The organism is Levilactobacillus yonginensis (genome assembly GCF_964065165.1).
Lineage (GTDB): Bacteria > Bacillota > Bacilli > Lactobacillales > Lactobacillaceae > Levilactobacillus > Levilactobacillus yonginensis_A.
In genome coordinates this window covers 2628185-2648638 of the sequence record NZ_OZ061549.1, presented here as the reverse complement: position 1 = coordinate 2648638, position 20454 = coordinate 2628185, and the positions used below count along the sequence as shown (strand labels likewise).

Genomic DNA, 20454 nt, shown 5'->3' with positions numbered 1-20454 from the left:
TGTTGATAATCTTTTTCATTTTGGACTTCTTCTGGTGCCAATAAGACGCGAGCAAAATCAGTAACTTCTGGCAGCATGGGGTTAGCCAGGGCTGGTTCACTTAGGTCCGTTAGCGCCCCGTGATCATCCCGCAAGCCAACTTTCGTCAGTTCACCAGCGCTATCAATTTCAATCGTTTCCTTGAGTCCGTAAATTTCAGAGGAAGCATAGGAGTTGCTGGTCTTGCCATAGGCGACTGTCACGTCGTAGTCCGTGTACCGCAAAACTGCTAGCCCCTTGCCATCCCCACCGGTCGCAATCAACGTTGGAAACAGGGAGACGTTCTCGGGTTGGCCAAACAACGCGATGGCCAAGTAAACCGGATAAACACCGAGATCCTGTAAAGCACCAGCGGAAAACTCCTTGGTAAAGACGTTAGGCGCCTCACCATCGAGGACCTGATCATACCGTGAAGAATACTTCATGAAGGTCAGAGCCGCCCCCTGAACCGTAGGTAGCCCAGTCATTGCCTTTTCAATCTGCTGGAAGTTTGGCGTATGCACGTGCCGAGCAGCCTCAAAGAACTTGACCTGCGGATGCTGTTTGAGGGCCGCGAGGATGGCTGTCATTTCCTGACGGTTACTGAAGGCCGGCTTTTCCACGACAATTGAAACGTCGTGTTGAATGGCCGCCATGGCTTGCTCAAAGTGTAAACTGTTAGGTGAAGCAATGTAAACAGCATCTAAATCCGCCTGGGTCAACATCTCCTCATAGTCAGTATAGCTCGCTTGGGCGTGGTTCTTCGCCGCAAAGGCTGCCCCCGTGTCCGCATGGCGAGAATACACTGCCGCCAACTCGTAAGACTTGCTCAGCGCCAGTGCTTCAACCAGCTGCTGCGTAATCCAGTTAGTACCTACTGTTCCCATTCGAATCATCATGATCCCTCCACCGTGTTTTAGTTGATAAACTCATTTTAACAGTCGGACTCTCTCTGCGATAGCATAAGGATTAATTTTCCCAAAAAAGGAGGGAATTGTTGCGGCATTCTTAGCCAAAAATGTTATATTTAAGAGGTAATCAACCAGAGTATTGAAACCACCTGAGCAATTAGGTTTCGGGTTTTACGCAAATTCTTTCAAGGGAGGGATTACCGGTGAAGGGTCGAGAGATCGCACTTTTTGGTATTTCACTAGTTGCCGGATTAACCGGCGGCTTTTCGTTGCGCAAGAAACAGCAGACGCAACCTAGTGACTCACCGTTGTTTTACGTTGGAACTTGGCAGTTTGTTGACCCCCATAACCAGCGCCAACACCGGTTAGAAATTAGTCCTAATCTTGACGTGCAAATTGATGATCACCAGCTTCAAGTCCGGGTCAAGGACCTTAATGAACAGCAACTCACCTTTCAGGACAAGTTTGGCTATCATTTGACGATTCACGCCAATGAGCGTCAACCCATTTCATTCTTCGATGAAGCTGACGACTGCACTTACGCCATGCACCCACTTGATGGCGACTCCTAAAATTTGGACAGACTAACGAACTCACCCGCTAACTTTGACACAGTCAAAGCTAACGGGTGAGTCTTTTTGTCGCTGTTTAATTTAAGACTGGGTGAACACTTATCCCCGGGCAAAGGTTTGCCAATCTTGCTTGGTTCCATTGAATACGGAGCGCGCCACGGTCTGCTCTTGCCCATTCTGGGTGACCGAGCCATCAGCATCGTACTCAATGAACTTAACTTGTTTCGAGTTTGCGCTAAGTTTACCACCAGCAATCCAGTAATCTTGACTGGGTAAGACCGGCTTCACAAATTGGGTCAGCACCTGCTTGTTGGCAAAGACAATCACACCCTGGTGATAGTGACCTTGCAGCTTCTCAATCAAATGCTTCAGTTTCTGCCCCTGAATCGCCATGTCCTGACTATTACTATTATATTTACCATAGTAATTGACGGCCACCATAATCGGTAACGTCCCAGAGTTGTTACCGACCGTTGCCTTAAAGTGATGATACTGGCGTTTGGCAGACGTGGTAAAACTGAAGGTGTGAATGACACCCACCTTCAGTGATGCCCCTTGTGAACGCGAATAATTGTCGCTGAAATCATCGTCGGTATAAGTCGCCCCAGAGGTTGCCTGAAGGTAGACAAAAGTCTCGTGATTGGCCAACTGCTGAAAGTCTAGATACCCACTATCCTGATTAAGCGTCACGCCGCGCACTGGATAGTTGGCCAACTGTTCACGCTGGTGAGACTGCCATTGATACCAGCCAAAGTAACCGGCTCCGGCGAATACTAACAAGATAAGCACGACTAACCAACGCCGTACCCGATGGTGCCGGCGAAATGTGTTGTCATATATAGGTTGATAGTCTCGTCGTTTCACCGTCAGTCACCGTTTCTCCATAGCATGGAAAGATTACTAACTATTATACCATGTTGCTTAGGATTCGTGGCGAGTCTGTTCAATCACGTCTCGAACTTTGGTTAGAATGTGGTCCGTTCGTGAAGAAATCCGTAGGACCGTCATCATAAACAGACTGTCCAGAATCGCTAGTTGAGAAATTAATGAATACATCCCCTCCGACCGATAGTTCACTTCATCGGTTAATGAAAGGAAGGCTACATCCGCGCGTTGCGCCAGTGGAGACCCACTGTAACTAGTGATAGCGATGATGGTCACATCATTTCGCTTCAATTCGTCCACAATTTTTAACGTTTCATGGTTCCGCCCCGAGTGGGAAATAATTACCGCACAGTCATCCTCACCCATCCGAGCGGCTTGCATCAGCTGGATATCATAGTCCGGGTAGTAGGCCACATTGAGTGAAGTCCGCATGAACTTGTGATAGCCATCCAACGCGGCAATTGATGATCCCCCTAACCCAAAGAAACTGATGGTCTTCGAGTTGATCAATTTTAAGACAGCCCGGGCAAGATCCTGCTCATTCAGAGCTTCATTAGTGGCCTCTAAAGAACTCATTGAAAAGTGAAACGTCTTACTTGCAATGGTCGCAAGTGAATCGCCCTCGGCCAACTCAGGAAAGGAACTAGGGTGCGAAGTGTCTTCAATAGACGTGTGCATCAGTGCCATGGTAAACTCCCGGTAGTTAGCGTAATTCATACGCTTCACAAAACGGGAAATGGTGGCCGTAGACACACCAGCGGCGCTAGAAAGTTCCTTAATCGTCATTTCACTGACAACTGCTGGACTATCCAACGCCAGTTGCGCCACTTTTTTTTCAGTTCGAGATAATTGGTCATAGGTTCCACGAATCTTGCCAATAGTAGAACGAGCGATGGTCACCGTCCCCTTTCAAAGTTACGAATTTTGATTTAATTTTATTTTTGTAAACATTTTACATCATTTCTCTTGAAATGTGAAACTTTTTTACATATAATACTCATTGTCAGAAAAATTTCGTATCTTGTAAAGGAGATTAATTTCATGAAACTCGGATTAATTGGTTTAGGTAAGATGGGTCTTAGCTTGGCTAAGAACGCAATGGATCACGACCACGAAATCGTTGGTTTTGATTTAAACAAGGATTTTGTCGACAAGGCTGTTGCTGCTGGTGCTGAAGGTGCCGACAGTTTGGAAGACATGGTTGCTAAGTTACCATCACCTAAGGTTGTTTGGGTCATGGTTCCAGCTGGTAAGCCTACGGACTCCACAATCGAATCATTGAGTACGTTACTCGGCAAGGGTGACATCTTGATCGATGGTGGGAACTCCTACTACAAGGATTCACTTCGTCACAACGACATCTTGAAGGCCAAAGGCATCGACTTCTTCGATTGCGGTACTTCAGGTGGTATGGAAGGCGCTCGTTCACACGGGAACTTCATGATCGGTGGCGACAACAAAGAAGCTTTCGAAACGATCCGCCCACTTTACGAATCCATTTCCGAAAAAGACGGCTACCTTTACACTGGCCGGGCCGCTTCAGGTCACTACTTGAAGATGGTTCACAATGGGATTGAATACGGTGAAATGCAAGCCATCGCCGAAGGCTTCGAAGTTCTTGAAGCTTCCGACTTTGACTACGACAACGAAGCTGTTGCCAAGGTTTGGAGCCATGGTTCCGTTATCCGCGGCTGGCTCATGGAACTTGCTGAAGAAGCCTTCTCCGAAGATCCAGAATTGGAAAAGATTGCTGGCCGGATGCATGCATCTGGTGAAGGCCAATGGACTGTTCAAGAAGGTTTGGACAGCCACGTACCAACGCCAGTTATCGCTTTGTCATTGATGATGCGTTACCGTTCAATGCAAGATGACACCTTTACTGGTAAAGTTGTTTCAGCTTTACGTAACGGTTTCGGTGGTCACGCCATGGACAAGGCTGACAAATAAGCTTTAAATTAGCAACACGAAAGGAAGAGCACTATGGACTACATGATTGGGGTCGATATTGGAACTACCAGTGTCAAGACCGTATTGTACGATACCACGGGTAAGATGCAGGGTTATTCAAACAACCTGTATCCCCTCTATCAAGATGTTCCAGACATGGCTGAAGAAGATCCAGAAGAAATCTTCTCCGCTATCATTGATGGTTTAACGACCGTCCTGCGCAAGGCAGACTTAAAGAACGGCCAATTACATGGCGTTTCTTTCTCAGCTGCCATGCACAGTCTCATCTTGTTAGACGAAAACCACAAGCCATTGACTCGGGCCATCACATGGGCCGACAACCGTTCCGTGAAGTATGCGGATGAATTACGGGAAAATGGTGTGGGTAAACAACTCTACGAAAAGACTGGGACACCAATTCACCCGATGACTCCTTTGAGCAAGTTGATCTGGTTACGGAATGAACAACCTGACCTCTTCAACCAAGCTCACTGGTTCGTTGGTATCAAGGAATACGTCATCTACAAGCTATTTGGCGTCTTACAAGAAGACTACTCCATCGCTAACGCTACCGGGATGTTCAACATCTTCAACATGGACTGGGACGACCAGGCCTTAGAAGTTGCTGGTGTGACGCGTGATCAGCTTCCTAAGTTGGTCGACACGACTGCTCAAATCTCCGGTATGAAGAGCGACTACGCGGGTGTGATTGGTATCGATCCACAAACCCCATTCATCATGGGCGCTTCCGACGGTCCCCTGGCTAACCTGGGGGTTGATGCAATCAACCCTGGCGTTGTCGCTGTGACCATTGGAACCTCTGGTGCCGTCCGGGTCGTCACTGACAAGCCGAAGATTGATCCTAAAGGTCGGGTCTTCTGTTACTACCTGTCCAAAGACCACTGGGTCGTTGGTGGGCCAGTAAACAACGGGGGGATTGTCTTCCGTTGGGTCAGAGATCAACTCTTCGCACCAGAAAAGATTACGGCTGAACAAATGCACGTGGACTCTTACGACCTCTTAACTGAGATTGCTGCTAAGGTCCCTGCTGGTTCAGACGGGCTGATTTTCCATCCATTCTTGGGTGGGGAACGGGCCCCTATCTGGGATGCCAACGCCCGCGGTTCCTTCTTCGGATTAACCCGGACGCACTCACGAGCTCACATGGTTCGTGCTGCGTTGGAAGGAATTGTCTACAACCTCTACACCGTGATGCTCGCCTTGGAAGAAGTCGTTGGCAAGCCATCTAGTATTCAAGCAACGGGTGGTTTCGCTCGTTCTGAACTCTGGCGGCAAATGCTAGCGGACATCTTTGAACAAGACGTCACGATTCCTGAAAGTCCTGAAGGAACGGCCTTAGGGGCTGCTACGTTAGGGATGTACGCTTTAGGGATGATTGATGACCTGGCTGCCGTGAAGAACTTCATCGGTGTGTCTAACGTCCACCACCCTAACCCAGAAACCTACGACGCTTACCGTGCCTTGGTTCCGATTTACATTCGCCTTAGTCGGCAATTACAATCAGAATACAAGAACATCGCTGAGTATCAACGTACTCATGTTCACCAATCAGACACCAAGTAGTTTGATGGATTTAGTACTTTCAGAAAACCAACTGAATTAATTAACTTTTTTGAAAGTTTCTTATGTACAAACGAGAACTTATCAAGTACAATATGTTTACTTGATTGAGAAGCCAGCGCTTACACCGTTGGCTTTTCAAAATTTTGAAAATGAAAGGGCTTACTTCCAATGGAACTTATAGCTTTACTCATCGGGGTCATCTTCTTATTGGTCCTCATTATTAAATTTAAGATCAATACTTTCGTTTCCCTGATTCTTACCTCCGTCCTTACTGCGATTCTCTTAGGAATGGACTTAACCAAAATTGCCATGACAATCGAGTCCGGGATTGGGAGCCAATTAGGCGAACTCTCCTTGGTCTTCGGGTTTGGTGCCATGCTGGGTCGGTTAGTTGCCGACGCCGGTGGGGCCTACGTTATCGCCACGACCTTAATCGACAAATTCGGGAAGCAACGGCTGCAAATGGCCATTATGCTCGCTTCATTTATTCTCGGTATTGCCCTCTTCTTCGAAGTCGGAATGGTCCTCTTGATTCCTATCGTCTTTGCCATCGCTGTTGAAGCAGAAGTTCCGATTCTCTACCTCGGGATTTCCATGGCAGCTGCCTTATCCGTTACCCACGGATTCCTACCACCTCACCCCGCACCAGTTGCCATTGCACAAGTGTTAGGTGCCAACGATGGTAAGGTTCTCTTATTCGGTTTAGTAGTTGCAATTCCTTGTGCAATTATCGCTGGTCCTATGTTTACGAAGTTAGCGCAAAAGTTTGCGCCAGCGGCCTTCAATCAAAAAGGAAACTTATCTTCATTGGGTGCCATCAAAACGTTTAAGCCTTCCGAAGCACCTAGCTTTGGTTTATCCGTTCTGACTTCCCTCTTCCCTGTTATCTTGATGGCTATCACGACCATCTACAAGATGACAGTTGACGGTGGGACAACTCCTGCCAAGAACGCGACCTTGCTGGACCAAATTGTTGCCTTGATTGGTGACCCAGCCATCGCGATGTTGATTTCCCTTATGGTTGCAATGTTCACCATGGGTTGGGGCCGGAAACGTAAGACTGCTGATATCATGGCTACACTTGAAAACGCTGTGAAGTCCATCGCTATGCTACTGTTAGTTATCGGTGGTGGTGGTGCTTTCAAACAAGTTCTGATTGATGGTGGTGTTGGTAAAGAAGTTGCTAAACTCTTCATCGACTCCAACATGTCCCCATTGGTTCTGGGTTGGTTAGTCGCTGTCGTTCTCCGGATTGCTCTAGGTTCCGCAACGGTTTCCGCACTGACCGCTGCCGGTATTGTGGCCCCATTGATGGCCCAATCCGGTGTCGACCCTGCCCTGATGGTTCTGGCCATCGGTGCTGGTTCCTTGGCCGCTTCTCACGTGAACGATGCCGGGTTCTGGATGTTCCGCGAGTACTTCGACTTAACGGTTAAGCAAACGTTGAGTATCTGGACGGTGCTGGAAACAATCATCGCCGTGGTCGGTCTATTGATTGTGCTGCTCCTGAACCTTGGTTTCCACTAATAATTGATTCTTAATTGATTTTTTCTGACAAATTAATCTGCTTTGGGCTTTCGGGTATCGTTCCCGGAAGCCTTTTTTGTATTAAAGATATGAAGTGACCGGTTGGCATCCTCCAGCTCTGAATAGTCACGCTATCAAACAATATTATGCCGATTACTCTACTCCTTAGAAGGATCAACCACCTTTCATGCCTTTCTAAAGCAAATGAATCCCTCTACTGGACCAATGCTTATATTTAAAAGAACCAGCTAGGCCAGGGTATCCATCAACAAAGAACACAGCCTCTGGTAGTCCTTTGTCACATGAAGTGACTCCCTTTCATCTAAGACCAACTAAACGAACCGCACTAAATTATCAACCACAACCCAGATTGAGAATTACTAACAAACTGAGCTGGCGAAATACAATCATCAGCCTCTGGCAGAGGTCGAGGGCCGTTGCCGCGACAGTGTTATCAGCCGTTCCAAGCCTGCTTGCATCGTGGGACAAGCTGGCAAGTCGCAACAACTTTCTGAGGCAGCTAGTCGAAAAATAAGACCATTCTTTAGCTTACGCCTAGCCACTTGAGACACCATCTACTGTAAACGCCAATTACAGTAAAATTCTCATCCACCCAATAAAAGGTAAGTGCTATAATGGTTAAATCACGCATAAAGAGAGAGGAGTTTCACTTACCTTGGCAAAAGAACTTCGCCGAGAAATTGGCACCTTTACTGCCCTAGCCACCGTCATGGGAACCGTGATTGGTGGCGGGGTCTTCTTCAAAACGGCTAGCGTTGTTGCAGCCAATCATTCAGCCAACATGACCCTCCTTGCCTGGGTGATTGGTGGCCTATTAACGCTCTGTGCTGGTTTAACCAGCGCAGAGCTCGCAGCCGCCATCCCGCGAACCGGTGGCGCCATGCGCTATCTGGAATACGCCTACGGTAAGCCACTGGGATTTTTGATGGGCTGGGCGCAACTACTGGTCTACTATCCGGCTAATATCGCCGCTCTGTCCATTGTCTTCAGCACCCAGTGGTTGGCCCTCTTCCACCTCAGTAGCGCGTGGCAGTTGCCTATAGCCATCCTCTGTGGTGGTAGTATTACTGCCCTTAACTTTTTGGGTGCCCGGGTTGGTGGAACCGTCCAATCGGTCGCTTTAATTTTTAAATTGCTCCCCATCGCCGTCATCGTCAGTGTGGGCCTGTTTGCCCCCGCTAACGTGCCACTAAGCTTTTGGCCAATTTCAACCGGCCATCGCCTGGGATGGGGTAGCGCCTTTTCAGCGAGCCTCGTTGCCACCATGTTTGCCTACGATGGTTGGATTGGAATTGGGAACATTGCTGGTGAAATGAAACGCCCCGAAAGAGACCTCCCAAGGGCCATCATTCTCGGTCTAACGTTGATTACCGTCATTTATACTCTGGTTAACTTAGTCTTCCTCAAGACCCTTCCCATTGACCAAATTGCTGGCAATCAAAATGCAGCGGCCGAAGCTAGCATCCACCTCTTCGGTCAATTTGGTGGTCGGCTCGTGACCATTGGCATTTTGATCTCCGTTTATGGTGCCATCAACGGCTACACCCTAACCGGGATGCGCGTTCCGTTTGCCATGGCCGAAGAGGACAGCCTGCCTTTTTCAAAATACTTTCGGCGTCTGTCACGGCACACCTACGTCCCCTACTTTGCCGGTAGCGTCCAGTTCACTATTGCTTTAGTTATGATGCTATTGGGTAGTTTCGACTTACTGACAGATATGCTGGTCTTCGTCATGTGGGTCTTCAACTGCTTCATCTTCATTGCCGTCTTCCGCTTGCGTAAACGGGAACCAGAACTGAAACGACCTTATCGGGTCCCTTGGTATCCCATCATCCCGTTGATTGCCCTACTCGGTGGTTTTTTCATCCTCATCACGACCTTCGTGACTGAACCCGGCTTGGCTATCACTGGGTTGGCACTCACTCTACTGGGACTACCTGTATACTACTGGCACCAACGACAAATGCTAAAATAACTTTACTGTTTTCTGTACTATGCTAAAAACGGCTACACAAGTTTTCCAAACGGAAAATCTGTGTAGTCGTTTATTTTAGAGTTAAGGGTTAAAATTGCCGTTCACTTATCAGAAATCAGCTCAATTCGCAGGCTGCTCCGGTAAGGGGGGCAGGTCTGGGAATAACCGCCGCAGATGTTCTACTGGATTATCTACTTTAGTCTCTCGTTCGCCGAGAACTTGGGTCACGCCATCAAACGTGAACATTAAGAGATCCGCACCATCTTCATCACGGACCTGATAAAACCGAATTCCCACCTGTAAAGCCGATAAAATGAAACGTTGAGATTGCGGAGCAAGTCGGCGCAGTTGGGGTAACAAGTCCTTAGTGACAGTCCGTTCTTGATACCACCGCCGCGCCACCGACTGCCCAAAAGCCATCAAACTATCGTCTTCAATGTGCGTCAGCATCTTAGCCGCTGGCGTTAATTCAGGGTGCATCAACACTTCTTCCAGATCGTCAATAACCCCCCAGTGCTCAGTGTGCGCACCAATCTGATCAGCCATCTCCCGAAGATCAGTGAAGATTCGCTCCCCCTCATCCTGGAATTTTGTCGGCGTTAACGGATTCTCCAACGCCACTTCCTGGTTTTTAGCCCGCGCAATGGTTAATTCATCCGCCAGATTATCCGGTAACTGTTCCGTCAGCAAGTAAATCATGAACATTTTAATGAAGTACAGGGCGTGGCGACTAACCCCATTCCCCGTAAATGGCGTGTTGTCAAAGTCACGCAGTTCCAGGTACTGGATGCCCCCCGTCAAAAAGTCCCGTTCATTGGCCTGGCCTTTCAAGCGGACCGGACCATAAAACTCGTGAGCAGAGAAGTACGTACCGTCATCAATCAGGCGCTGTAACTGTGTCAAGTGAGCCGGCAACGACGTGTAGGTCACTTGCTCCTGTGGCAGGTTGACGAAGCCATACCGACTGTTACGAATGCTTCGTACGGGATTGTGCAAGGCCTCCGGCTTCAGGTCAAAGAATCCCTTCTCAGCAATGGGGCTGGCACCAAAGAGATACGTCAACAGCCACTGATGCCGCACAAAATTCTGGGCAATCCGGAAGTACAGTGCGTTCTTAAAAGCAACCAGCGAACTAAACTCTGAGGTGTAGTGACTGTACAAACGATGGATCACGGGATCCGGTAGGCTGTAATTCACGTGAACCCCCGTGAGGCACCCATGTTGAAGCCCATATTTTTTAACCAAATACTCACGGTAAGGTCGCATAGCTGGCCGTTCAAAGTGGTCCGCCACATACTGCAAGTCGTCGTGGTCCATGATCGGTGGCATACTTAATGGCCAGATTCGGTCGTCCCCCTCAAGTGAGCGGTAAGCGACTGTCTGAAGCGTATCTAATTGGTCTAGCGTCCCACCGATGTTAGGATTCGGGTCCGTAATGATTTCAAGTTGCGTTTCGGTAAAGTCAGTTTGGATGTACGGATGAAACGTTCGGGAGCCCAGCTTACTAGGATGCGGCTGTCGGCTTAACCGACCGTGCTTATCAATGCGCTGTTCTTCAATCTCTAATCCAACAAGACTGTGATAAAGTTGTTCCGATAAGTTTTCTTCACGAATAACCGCTAATAAATTGTCCAGCATGGCGGCAACATCCCCTGACCTTCAGTTTGGTTGACTTTACCCTAAAGTGTAAACAATATTGATGCCCCTGTCACTCTTATTGTGTCATATTTTACCAAAAATATGAAGTCCTCACATGCACGTGTCATCCCACTAATAAGCAGACCCTAAGCTGAATCACCTGCCGCACGTTCATTCCCCCTTTTATCACCTGACAGGACTACGTTAGCTAAGCCAACATGAACAGTTCGAACACTTGCCAATCTTCCTGTAAACCAGATTTCGTTGTGAATTCTACGTATTCTGACTCAATCGATCATTAGGGGGTGACATTTTCCCGTTGAATTTCGTTAGTAAATTTAACGCGGCTAAAAAAGGTCTGGGACCAACGCCCCAGACCCCTGTTTATTCAGTTAAAACGTTAGCGCTAAAGTAGCTGGTAAACACGCTTACCGCACCGTTTCGTGGATCAACGTGAATGGCTTAGCGCTGGCACTGATTTCAATGTTCGCGTAGAGCCGTTCCTTGATATCGGCCACGTCTTCACGATTACTGTAGATGGTCAGCAGCGTGTCGCCTTCCTTGACGGCATCCCCAACCTTCTTATTCATCATGATACCAACGGCGTAATCGAGTTGGTCATCGGCTTTCTGTCGACCACCACCCAGTAACATGCTGGCAATTCCCATTTCATCAGCTTCAACTTGACTCACAACCCCACTGCTCTTGGCTAGCAATGGAATCTTGAACTTCGCCTGGGGCATGATTTCAGGATGGTCGATCACATTCCGATCGCCGCCCTGGGCCTCAATCATATCACCGAACTTCTTCAGTGCGGAACCATCTTCAATGGTCTTTTCACACATTGCCCGAGCTTCATCCAAGTCCTTCGCCTTACCAGACATAACGACCATGTGAGACCCTAACGTCAGCACTAGGTCAGTGATATCAGCTGGAGCTTCACCCTTCAAGAGGTCGATTGATTCCTTGATTTCCAAGGCATTTCCAATGGCATTTCCCAGGGGTTGGTTCATGTCTGAAATAATGGCCATGCAGTCCATGCCAACACCTTTACCGATGCCCACCAAGGCCTTCGCCAATTCACGGGAGTCATCGAGTGTCTTCATGAAAGCACCCGCACCAGTCTTCACGTCAATAACCAAAGCATCGGTACCCGAGGCAATCTTCTTACTCATAATAGAGCTGGCAATCAATGGAATTGAATCCACCGTATCGGTCACGTCACGGAGGGCGTAAATTTTCTTATCAGCTGGAGCAATATTCCCCGTGGCACCTACGATGGCCAGCCCCTGGTCCTTTACCTGTTGTAAGAAATCTGCTTCGCTGATTTCTACTTGATAGCCTGGAATCGCTTCCAATTTATCCAAGGTTCCACCAGTGTGTCCAAGACCACGCCCAGAAATCATGGGTACAGGGATGCCCAATGCCGCCACGATTGGCGCTAACGGAATACTCGTCTTATCACCAACACCACCCGTTGAATGCTTGTCGACCTTCATTCCAGGAATACTGGATAAGTCTAAATGGTCCCCGGATTTCATCATCGCCATAGTTAGTTCAGACCGTTCTTCATCCGTCATATCCTTGAAGTAAGTCGCCATCAAAAAGGCACTGGTTTGGTAATCTGGAATTTCGCCGGAAACGACACCGTCAACGAAAGTTTGAATTTCTTCCTTAGTCAGTTCGCCACCGTTACGTTTCTTATCAATAATGTCTACCATTCTCATAGTTCAGCCACTCCATTTCTAATCGACTGCCGGCTTAACCGCATCGGTAGCGGGCGCCAGCTTCAATAGTTGTGCTGCTGCGTGTTGATCAATAATGAGGCAGTTCGGATAACCGCCTAGTAAGGCTGCTCGCACCGCCGGCACCTTCGCGTCGCCAGCAGCTACCAGAATCGAATGTGCCTTTTGCCGGAGGTTATCGAGATCGATGCCAATGGTCCGTTGGTTTAACGTTGGGGCGACGATTTCACCATTTTCGTCGATGTAGCGCGAGAAAATATCCCCCACTGCATGTTCCTGCAAAAATGCTTGTTCATCAGCGTGCAGGTAGCCCAACTGAAAGACCAATGCGCTACTTCGGACGGTACCAACTGAATAAATTGCAATGTTAGCTTTGCGTCCCAACTCAAGTAAGTACTGAATATGCCGCTCCGCTTCCACCAATTCCTTAGTTTGTTGGTGGTCAAAAATCACTGGTAGTGGCAAGTACTGAGGAACCGCGTGAAAAGCGTTGGCAAAGGCGTCAATGCTTTCATATGCGTAGGTGTGCTCAGTTGAATAACTAACACTTCCCTTGAGTTGAATGACTTCTACCCCGGTCAGGGTGTCTGGCTGGAGGTTTGACCCAATTGCGTAAATGGTCTTGCCCCACCCGATACCAATCACATCATGTTCTTTCACGATTGTTTCTAAGTAACGTGCGGCGTACTGCCCCACCGCACTTAAGAGCTCATCCGCACCAGTCGACCGACTAGGCACGACGTGAACGTCGACGTGATAGGCCGCGGTCAACGCCTGTTCCAGCGTTTGTACGTCCTGCACGGGGTCCACGATTTGAATGCGCACCAACCCTTGCTCCCGCGCAAACTGTAGCAAGCGGGACACGGTTGGTCGAGAGATTCCTAACTTAGCGGCAATCTGACTTTGACTTTGATCAGCTTGGTAGTACATCTTCGCGACAGTTAGTCCTTGAGCCAATCGCTGTTCCGTCGTCTCCGTCATATGATTGCCTCCTCATCTGTCTTACCCTTTAACGGCCGCCTCCAAGGCAACCTTGATCATGTCGTTGAAGGATTTCTCCCGTTCTTCAGCCGATGTTGATTCGCCCGTCATCAAGTGGTTGCTGATGGTCAGAACGGAAAGGGCCCGGACGTGGTACTTAGCAGCCAACATGAAGAGCGCTGCTGATTCCATTTCCGTAGCAATGACACCGTAGTCCACCAACTTCTGACGATCCATTTCATCGTTGTAGAACCGGTCCTCAGCTAAGACGTTCCCAACCCGTACCGGAATGTTCAGGTCTTGGGCAGCGTGATAGGCCGTGTCTAACAGACCAAAGTCACTGATTGGCGCGTAGTAAATACCGCCGCCAAATGTGTTGTGAATAATAGAAGAGTCGGTCGTGGCGGCCTGTGCCAGCACCACGTCACGAACGTGAACGTCGGGACTCATCCCACCAGAGGTTCCCACCCGGAACAACTTCTTAACACCATAGTCGTTGATTAATTCATGCGCATAGATGGAGATGGACGGAATTCCCATCCCGGTACCCTGCACGGAAACCTTTTTACCCTTGTAAGTCCCAGTGTAGCCAAAGGCGTTCCGAACCCGATTATAGCAAACTGGATTTTCTAAGAACGTTTCGGCAATATACTTCGCCCGTAATGGGTCACCTGGCAGTAAAACAGTGTCCGCGATGTCGCCCATCTTTGCTTCCAAATGATTACTCATGATTAGTTCCTCCTAAAATGGTTGTCGCACCTATTTCAAGTCTGCTAAGAAACTGTGGCCTTCTTCGTTACCAGCCACACCAAAGTTATCCAACACAGTCGCTCCAAAGTCAGAGAATGGTGAACGAACACCCAAACTCCCACCCTGTTCAAAACTTGGTGAGTAGGCCAACAGTGGCACCTGTTCACGGGTGTGATCCGATCCTCTAAAGGTTGGGTCATTCCCATGATCGGCCGTAATCAGTAAGAGGTCGTCGTCATGCATGTTGTCTAGGACCGTCCCTAACCGGGCGTCAAAGTCCATCAGTGCTTGACCAAACCCGTCTGGATTCCGCCGATGGCCGTACATGGCATCAAAATCAACTAAGTTAATGAAACAAAAGCCCGTAAAGTCTTCTGCCATAACGTGGTCGACGTGATCCATCCCGTCCATGTTACTTTCGTTATGGTAGCCTTCATCAATACCATGACCAGAGAAGATGTCATTCGTCTTACCAACAGCCACCACGTGAATGCCTGCTCTTTGCAACCGGTCTAAATCCGTTTCACCAGTTGGTTCCAACGTAAAGTCCCGGCGGTTAGCGGTCCGTGTAAAGTGTTCAGCATCTGGCCCAACGTATGGCCGCGCAATGATCCGGCCAACCAGATAGTCAGGTCCGTTGACTAAGGACCGAGCATATTCACAAATCTTGTACAGCTCAGCCAAAGGAATCACGTCTTCGTGTGCCGCAATCTGGAGAACCGAATCACCAGAGGTATAAACAATCAGGTCACCCTTAGCCATCTGTTGTTCACCCAGCTCTGCGATGATCTTTGTCCCGGATTCTGGACGGTTACCAATAACTTTTCGCCCTGAGAACGCTTCCAATTTTTCAATGATATCAGCGGGGAACCCGTTAGGAAAAGTGTCCAGTGCTTGTCGCACAGGCAATCCCATCATTTCCCAGTGACCATCCATGGAATCCTTGCCGGCTGAAATTTCCCGCATCTTACCGTAGTAAGCCTTAGGTGCTTCAGCCACAGGAACACCCTCGATTGGTGTTTCGTGTAAATTCGACAATCCCAATTTTGCTAGATTTGGTAAGGCCAATTTACCACCGAAATGATGACCCACGTGACCCAAGGTATCGGAGCCGACATCGCCAAATTTATCAGCGTCTGGTGCAGCTCCCGCACCAACAGAGTCCATGACTAACCCAAAGATACGTTTGTACTTCATTCTGATAACCCCGCTTTCACAAATTAACTTCTAGTAACCTGACTTCGCCTGTGCTGATTCACCCGTTAAGATGGCAACTGTCGCACTGACCCCTAACCGACTAGCACCAGCATCAATCATGGCTAAAGCTTCATCCTTACTGTGAATACCACCGGAAGCTTTCACGCCCAAACGATTGCCCACAGTTTCGCGCATCAATTTAACATCTTCCAACTTAGCACCAGCAGTTGAAAAACCAGTAGAAGTCTTCACAAAGTCTGCACCGGCCTTTTCGCTCAGTTGGCAACCGCGAACAATTTCTTCATTGTTTAACAAGCAGGTTTCCAAGATAACCTTCAGTAACTTACCCTTTGCGTGAACGGCAGTTGCCAAAGCCTTGATGTCTGCTTCAACGACCTCGTTGTTGCCAGACTTCAATTCACCAACGTTGATCACCATGTCGATCTCTTCTGCACCATCTTCGATTGCTTGAGTTGCTTCAAAAACCTCACTAGGGGTTGCCATTGCACCTAGTGGGAATCCAACAACAGCGATTGGATTGACATCAGTATTCTTTAATTGCTCAGTAACGAACGGAATCCAGTAGGAGTTAACACAGACAGAAGCCGTGTTATATTTGGCAGCTTCGTCACAAGTTTGCTTGATACTTGCCTCAGTGGCATCCGCCTTTAAGTTAGTGTGATCCATGTACTTTGCGAGTTCTTCAGTCGTTAATGTCATAGTATGAAACCCCTTTCATTTGTCTATCATAGAATACCGGAATCTTGCACATTTGTAAACCCCTTCTCTGCACCAATGTTCACGGTAGTCATACATTGTGAAATTATTATTTTTCATTCGTTGCAAATTAGGTATATCGTTTTACTATAATTATCGTTGTGCTACCAAGCTTTCATAAACTTTAAAATAATTGACTTGGTTCATGGGCATGACGTTCAAGTGGGCATTTTTGTTGGTAAAAATTCTTTTTAATTTTTTTCGTTAAGGTCACTCCGCGGTCGGTCGTTGCTACTTAGTTGTCACTAATGTTCTACTCGACCTCCGTACAAAACCAGCTCAACCAGCCCCCCTCAGGGTAAACGGCTGGCTTAATCAGCCCCACCCAAGCCGGCCTAACTTCGTCCCCCTAAACTATTACCACCCGAAAAATCATGCTAAGAAAAAATCGTCCGAGACTAGTCTCAGACGATTGGTTAGCTTCTTCTGTTTTATTTACCGGACCAGCCCGGTACTCCCCCACGGAAGTGTTGCCTTACTTTTTGGCCGCGCGCTGGCGCAAGGAACGAATAAAATCGTTTTTGTTTCCAAAAAAAAGGTAATCCTTAGGAATCTGGTACAAGTCGGACAGACGATCAATGGTCGTAATCCCCATGTTCGAGCTGTCTCGCTCCCAGGCGGCCAAGGTTTGATAGTGAACTCCCAGCTGGGCCGCAGCCTCTTTCTGAGAATAACCAGCGTTATGACGGGCGGCTTCTAGTGTGATTTGTAGGTTCTCCATCACGCACCCTCCTTAGAAACACTTTCATATCATAAATGGTTTTATTCGTTTTGTCAATCGCCAAATGGTACACCTAATACTTTTGTTTGATTGTAGACAACGTATTCGTTATAATGACGAATGGAAGGTTTTTACTAAGAAATTTTACTAAGGAGTGACTGCGGTGCCCCGTCACAAACTAACGACATTCGAGAGAAGTCTTCGCCAAATCATCGCACAGAACTTAAAGAAGGTCAGCCAAGAAATGACACAAAATGACCTGGCTGCCAAGACGGGTATTCCCACCTCCACGCTTTCAGGTTATTTTGCCCAGCGTTCCACCCCTAGCCCCGGAAACGTGCAGCGCATTGCTGACGCCCTCGACTGCAACAAATCTGCAATTGACCCGCGTTTCAATGACGCCTTCTTACACAGTGACGCCTGCTTCCAAACTGTATTCGTTCAGCTTTCTACTGAGCGACAGGCAGCCGTCCTCAAGTTCGCTCAGGCTCAGTTAATTGCCCAAAATACGCGACACCATTAAAACCTGTAGGCATCGTTTACTGATGCTTACAGGTTTTTTACTAAAATTATCACTGCATTAAGCCCTTCGCCTCTGGTTGTCGGAGAGAAGCCCTTGCCGCCAAGGCTCGATGGTTTTAAGCGATCCTCACAGCACACAGCCAAGTGCCCTCTCTGTTACCCGTCAACGGACGCAAAAAAACACCCACTAATCGGATTAGTGGGTGCCAGTGACCTAAACTATTTCTTTACTAAAACGGTGACACTTTCAACGTGTGGCGTTTGTGGGAATTGGTCAACCGGTTGGATTGGACCATCAATCGCGTAGCCCAGTTCTTCGAACCGTGCCACATCGCGGACCAACGTAGCAGGATTACAGCTCACGTAAACAACCTTCTTAGGCCCCATCTCAGCGGTGGAATCAATCAGGCTTTCGGCCAGACCCTTACGTGGTGGATCAACAACGACAACATCAGGCTTAACGCCATCCTCTTGCCATTGGGCCATTTGCGTTTCCGCCTTTGCCACAGCAAAGGTTACGTTGGCCAAGTGATTCTTTTGCGCATTGACCTTAGCATCTTCAATCGCTTCAGCAACCACATCGACACCCAGTACCTGCTTGGCATGCTTAGCCAACGCTAGGGAGATTGTCCCAATACCACAGTATGCATCGATAACAGTTTCTTCACCAGTCAGACCGGCCTTATCGATGGCCATTTGGTATAACTTTTCAGTCTGTTGTGGGTTAACCTGATAGAAGGAACGTGCCGAAATAGCAAACGTTAAGCCCATCAGAGTATCTTCAATCGTTGGCTTACCGTACAACGTCCGGGTCACGTTACCCATAATCACGTTCGTCTTCTTGGCGTTAACGTTTAAGACAATACTCTTGACTTCAGGCAAAGCTTTTTGGATTTGGTCAACCAATTGCGCCTGGCTAGGCAACTTTTGGGTCCGACTAATCAGGACAATCATCATTTCGTGGCTGTAGTAGCCCCGCCGAACCATGATGTTCCGGATAACTCCCTTGTCACTAATTTCATTGTAAGCAGGGATCTCAAATTGACGAAGCAAGTCACGAACCTTGACGATAGCATTATCAATAGCCGGATCCTGGATGTAGAAATCCGTTAACGGAATGAGGTCGTGACTGTGTTGCCGGTAAAAACCGGTTTCCAGTTGCCCCTTGATCATCCGAACGGGAACCTGTGCTTTGTTCCGATACTGCGTAGGATTGTCCATCCCCAATGTTGGTGCAACTTCCACTTCCTGATGATTTTTCTTAAAGAGTTCAGCAATTTGGTGTTGCTTGAACTTCAATTGCGCCGGATAAGCTAGGTGTTGTAATGGCGCAATTCCAGTCTGACGGTACGTCTTGTCGACGTCCTTGACCCGGTCAGCGGACTCACTCTGCCAAGAAAGGGCCCGGGCAAACCCGTAGCTCTTAGCGACCTTGGTCACTAAAATCGTAATCTTTTCACCTGGTAAGGCGTTTTCGATGAACAGTGGAAAGTCATCAACTTTGGCCACACCCATCCCCTGATAAGTCAGGTCGGTAATGGTCACGTCAATTCGATCATTCTTTGTTACTGGTGCTTTAATTTTCATAACTACCTCAATTTCCTTTAATGAGAAAGGGACTTTGCCGAAATCAGTTCGCGCAAAATCCCTCCAGTTTCTTAATCTTCCTTTGCATTATCCGCTATCTCAGGCAATTCTTCAACCTGTTTCACGAAATTTTGCTCCGCTTCCAGGAATTCTTCGGTTTCATGAGTCACCGCAGAATCTGGAATAGCGTCTAGGTTGGCGTACATTTCAATGTGTTGCCGGAGGTTCCGGAACTTCATCGGTGCATCACCACCATATTCCCCATCTAGATTAATCATCATCCGGTCATCTACCGGCCGGGCAATCACCTTGCTAGTCTTTTTGTAAATGATGTGGGAATCGTTGATGTGCTTGCCGCCGTTAAGGACTAAGCCCATCAACCGTAATATCTCTGGCATACTACCAGTCTTGACGATAATCATGGTAAATTTCCCATCATCCAACGCTGCATCCGGCACGATTTGCTCGAAACCCCCAATCGAATTGGTCAGGGCCAGCAAAAACATTGACGCCTTCCCCCGGAAATGACCATCATCGTAAGTCAGATCCATATCGATAGGTTTGATGCGTGGCAGCAACTCGGCCCCCTTCAACAGGTAAGCTAAGTAACCAAAAATTGATTTCAAATTAGACGGAACGTCATAGGTCAGCTCGGTCAACAGTCCCCCACCAGCAATGTTGATGAAGTAAGTCGACCCAGCTTCTCCAATATCCATCTTGATGGTCTGATCCTTCAGAACCACCTTAGCCGCTGCCAACGGGTCCTCACGGGGAATGTGAAGTGCCCGAGCATAATCATTCGTGGTCCCGGCAGGAATGATCGCCATCTTTGGCCGATGTGGTAGACCAGCAATCCCATTAACAACTTGGTTAATGGTGCCGTCGCCCCCAGCAGCCACGATGAGTTCGAAACCAGCCTTAGCAGCCCGCGTCGCCTCATTTTGAGCAGAATTGGGAGCCGGTGTCGTGGCGTAAGCACTCGTCTCGTACCCCGCCTGCTCGAACACCGCTAGAATATCGATCAGATCCTTCTTCAACGCCTCGCGTCCTGAAGTTGGATTATAAATGACCCGTGCCCGTTTACGCATGATGTGCC

At 48.2% G+C, this 20454-nt stretch carries 18 protein-coding genes; 6 read left to right on the top strand and 12 right to left on the bottom strand.

What is annotated here, in order from left to right; translation table 11 throughout:
- Nucleotides 1-917, bottom strand: a 917-nt coding sequence (locus tag AB3Y94_RS12330; protein WP_367296454.1) for a Gfo/Idh/MocA family protein, incomplete at its 3' end; no start/stop codon positions are given.
- A 215-nt stretch (nucleotides 918-1132) separates the two neighbouring features.
- On the opposite strand from AB3Y94_RS12330, the gene AB3Y94_RS12325 reads away from it, so the two are divergent.
- Nucleotides 1133-1501: a DUF4828 domain-containing protein gene (locus tag AB3Y94_RS12325; RefSeq protein WP_125692276.1), complete on the top strand. Its 369-nt coding sequence runs from the start codon at nucleotides 1133-1135 to the stop codon at nucleotides 1499-1501.
- A 99-nt stretch (nucleotides 1502-1600) separates the two neighbouring features.
- Here AB3Y94_RS12325 and AB3Y94_RS12320 read toward each other — a convergent pair whose 3' ends face one another.
- Entirely contained in the window at nucleotides 1601-2365 is a 765-nt protein-coding gene (locus AB3Y94_RS12320; RefSeq protein WP_367296453.1) for a GH25 family lysozyme, read from the bottom strand.
- A gap of 57 nt (nucleotides 2366-2422) precedes the next feature.
- On the bottom strand, nucleotides 2423-3286 hold the full coding sequence (locus tag AB3Y94_RS12315) for a MurR/RpiR family transcriptional regulator (protein ID WP_367296452.1): 864 nt from the start codon (nucleotides 3284-3286) through the stop codon (nucleotides 2423-2425).
- Nucleotides 3287-3427: 141 nt separating this feature from the next.
- Here AB3Y94_RS12315 and gnd point away from each other — a divergent pair, with 141 nt between their 5' ends.
- The 4 genes from gnd (at nucleotide 3428) to AB3Y94_RS12295 (ending at nucleotide 9440) form a co-directional block, all read left to right on the top strand.
- Nucleotides 3428-4333: a phosphogluconate dehydrogenase (NAD(+)-dependent, decarboxylating) gene (gene gnd, locus AB3Y94_RS12310; protein ID WP_367296451.1), complete on the top strand. Its 906-nt coding sequence runs from the start codon at nucleotides 3428-3430 to the stop codon at nucleotides 4331-4333.
- A 33-nt stretch (nucleotides 4334-4366) separates the two neighbouring features.
- Nucleotides 4367-5917: a gluconokinase gene (gene gntK / locus AB3Y94_RS12305; RefSeq protein ID WP_367296450.1), complete on the top strand. Its 1551-nt coding sequence runs from the start codon at nucleotides 4367-4369 to the stop codon at nucleotides 5915-5917.
- A gap of 168 nt (nucleotides 5918-6085) precedes the next feature.
- Nucleotides 6086-7444, top strand: a complete 1359-nt coding sequence (locus AB3Y94_RS12300) for a gluconate:H+ symporter (protein ID WP_367296449.1) — start codon at nucleotides 6086-6088, stop codon at nucleotides 7442-7444.
- Nucleotides 7445-8120: 676 nt separating this feature from the next.
- A complete protein-coding gene (locus AB3Y94_RS12295; protein WP_367296448.1) occupies nucleotides 8121-9440 on the top strand; it encodes an APC family permease in 1320 nt (439 codons plus the stop codon).
- A gap of 120 nt (nucleotides 9441-9560) precedes the next feature.
- Here the strand turns inward: AB3Y94_RS12295 and AB3Y94_RS12290 are convergent, their stop codons facing one another.
- From AB3Y94_RS12290 to AB3Y94_RS12260, 7 genes are all read right to left on the bottom strand, one after another.
- Nucleotides 9561-11078: a gamma-glutamylcysteine synthetase gene (locus AB3Y94_RS12290; protein ID WP_367296447.1), complete on the bottom strand. Its 1518-nt coding sequence runs from the start codon at nucleotides 11076-11078 to the stop codon at nucleotides 9561-9563.
- Nucleotides 11079-11506: 428 nt separating this feature from the next.
- A complete protein-coding gene (locus AB3Y94_RS12285) occupies nucleotides 11507-12805 on the bottom strand; it encodes a pyrimidine-nucleoside phosphorylase (RefSeq protein WP_367296446.1) in 1299 nt (432 codons plus the stop codon).
- Between the two features lie 18 nt (nucleotides 12806-12823).
- Nucleotides 12824-13804 (bottom strand): sugar-binding transcriptional regulator, encoded by a 981-nt coding sequence (locus AB3Y94_RS12280; RefSeq protein WP_367296445.1) that lies wholly within the window; start codon nucleotides 13802-13804, stop codon nucleotides 12824-12826.
- Nucleotides 13805-13825: 21 nt separating this feature from the next.
- Entirely contained in the window at nucleotides 13826-14533 is a 708-nt protein-coding gene (gene deoD, locus AB3Y94_RS12275; protein ID WP_367296444.1) for a purine-nucleoside phosphorylase, read from the bottom strand.
- A gap of 30 nt (nucleotides 14534-14563) precedes the next feature.
- A complete protein-coding gene (locus AB3Y94_RS12270; RefSeq protein ID WP_367296443.1) occupies nucleotides 14564-15751 on the bottom strand; it encodes a phosphopentomutase in 1188 nt (395 codons plus the stop codon).
- Nucleotides 15752-15781: 30 nt separating this feature from the next.
- Nucleotides 15782-16471, bottom strand: a complete 690-nt coding sequence (gene deoC, locus AB3Y94_RS12265; RefSeq protein ID WP_367296442.1) for a deoxyribose-phosphate aldolase — start codon at nucleotides 16469-16471, stop codon at nucleotides 15782-15784.
- 532 nt (nucleotides 16472-17003) lie between these two features.
- On the bottom strand, nucleotides 17004-17249 hold the full coding sequence (locus AB3Y94_RS12260) for a helix-turn-helix transcriptional regulator (protein ID WP_125683669.1): 246 nt from the start codon (nucleotides 17247-17249) through the stop codon (nucleotides 17004-17006).
- Between the two features lie 163 nt (nucleotides 17250-17412).
- On the opposite strand from AB3Y94_RS12260, the gene AB3Y94_RS12255 reads away from it, so the two are divergent.
- Nucleotides 17413-17772 carry a helix-turn-helix domain-containing protein gene (locus AB3Y94_RS12255; RefSeq protein WP_367296441.1) on the top strand — a complete coding sequence of 120 codons (360 nt, stop codon included), beginning with the start codon at nucleotides 17413-17415 and terminating at the stop codon, nucleotides 17770-17772.
- Nucleotides 17773-17990: 218 nt separating this feature from the next.
- On the opposite strand, the gene rlmD is transcribed toward AB3Y94_RS12255, so the two are convergent.
- Together rlmD and AB3Y94_RS12245 are read right to left on the bottom strand one after the other, a co-directional pair.
- Entirely contained in the window at nucleotides 17991-19358 is a 1368-nt protein-coding gene (gene rlmD / locus AB3Y94_RS12250; RefSeq protein ID WP_367296440.1) for a 23S rRNA (uracil(1939)-C(5))-methyltransferase RlmD, read from the bottom strand.
- A 71-nt stretch (nucleotides 19359-19429) separates the two neighbouring features.
- On the bottom strand, nucleotides 19430-20446 hold the full coding sequence (locus AB3Y94_RS12245) for a diacylglycerol kinase (protein ID WP_367296439.1): 1017 nt from the start codon (nucleotides 20444-20446) through the stop codon (nucleotides 19430-19432).
- Nucleotides 20447-20454: the final 8 nt, after the last annotated feature.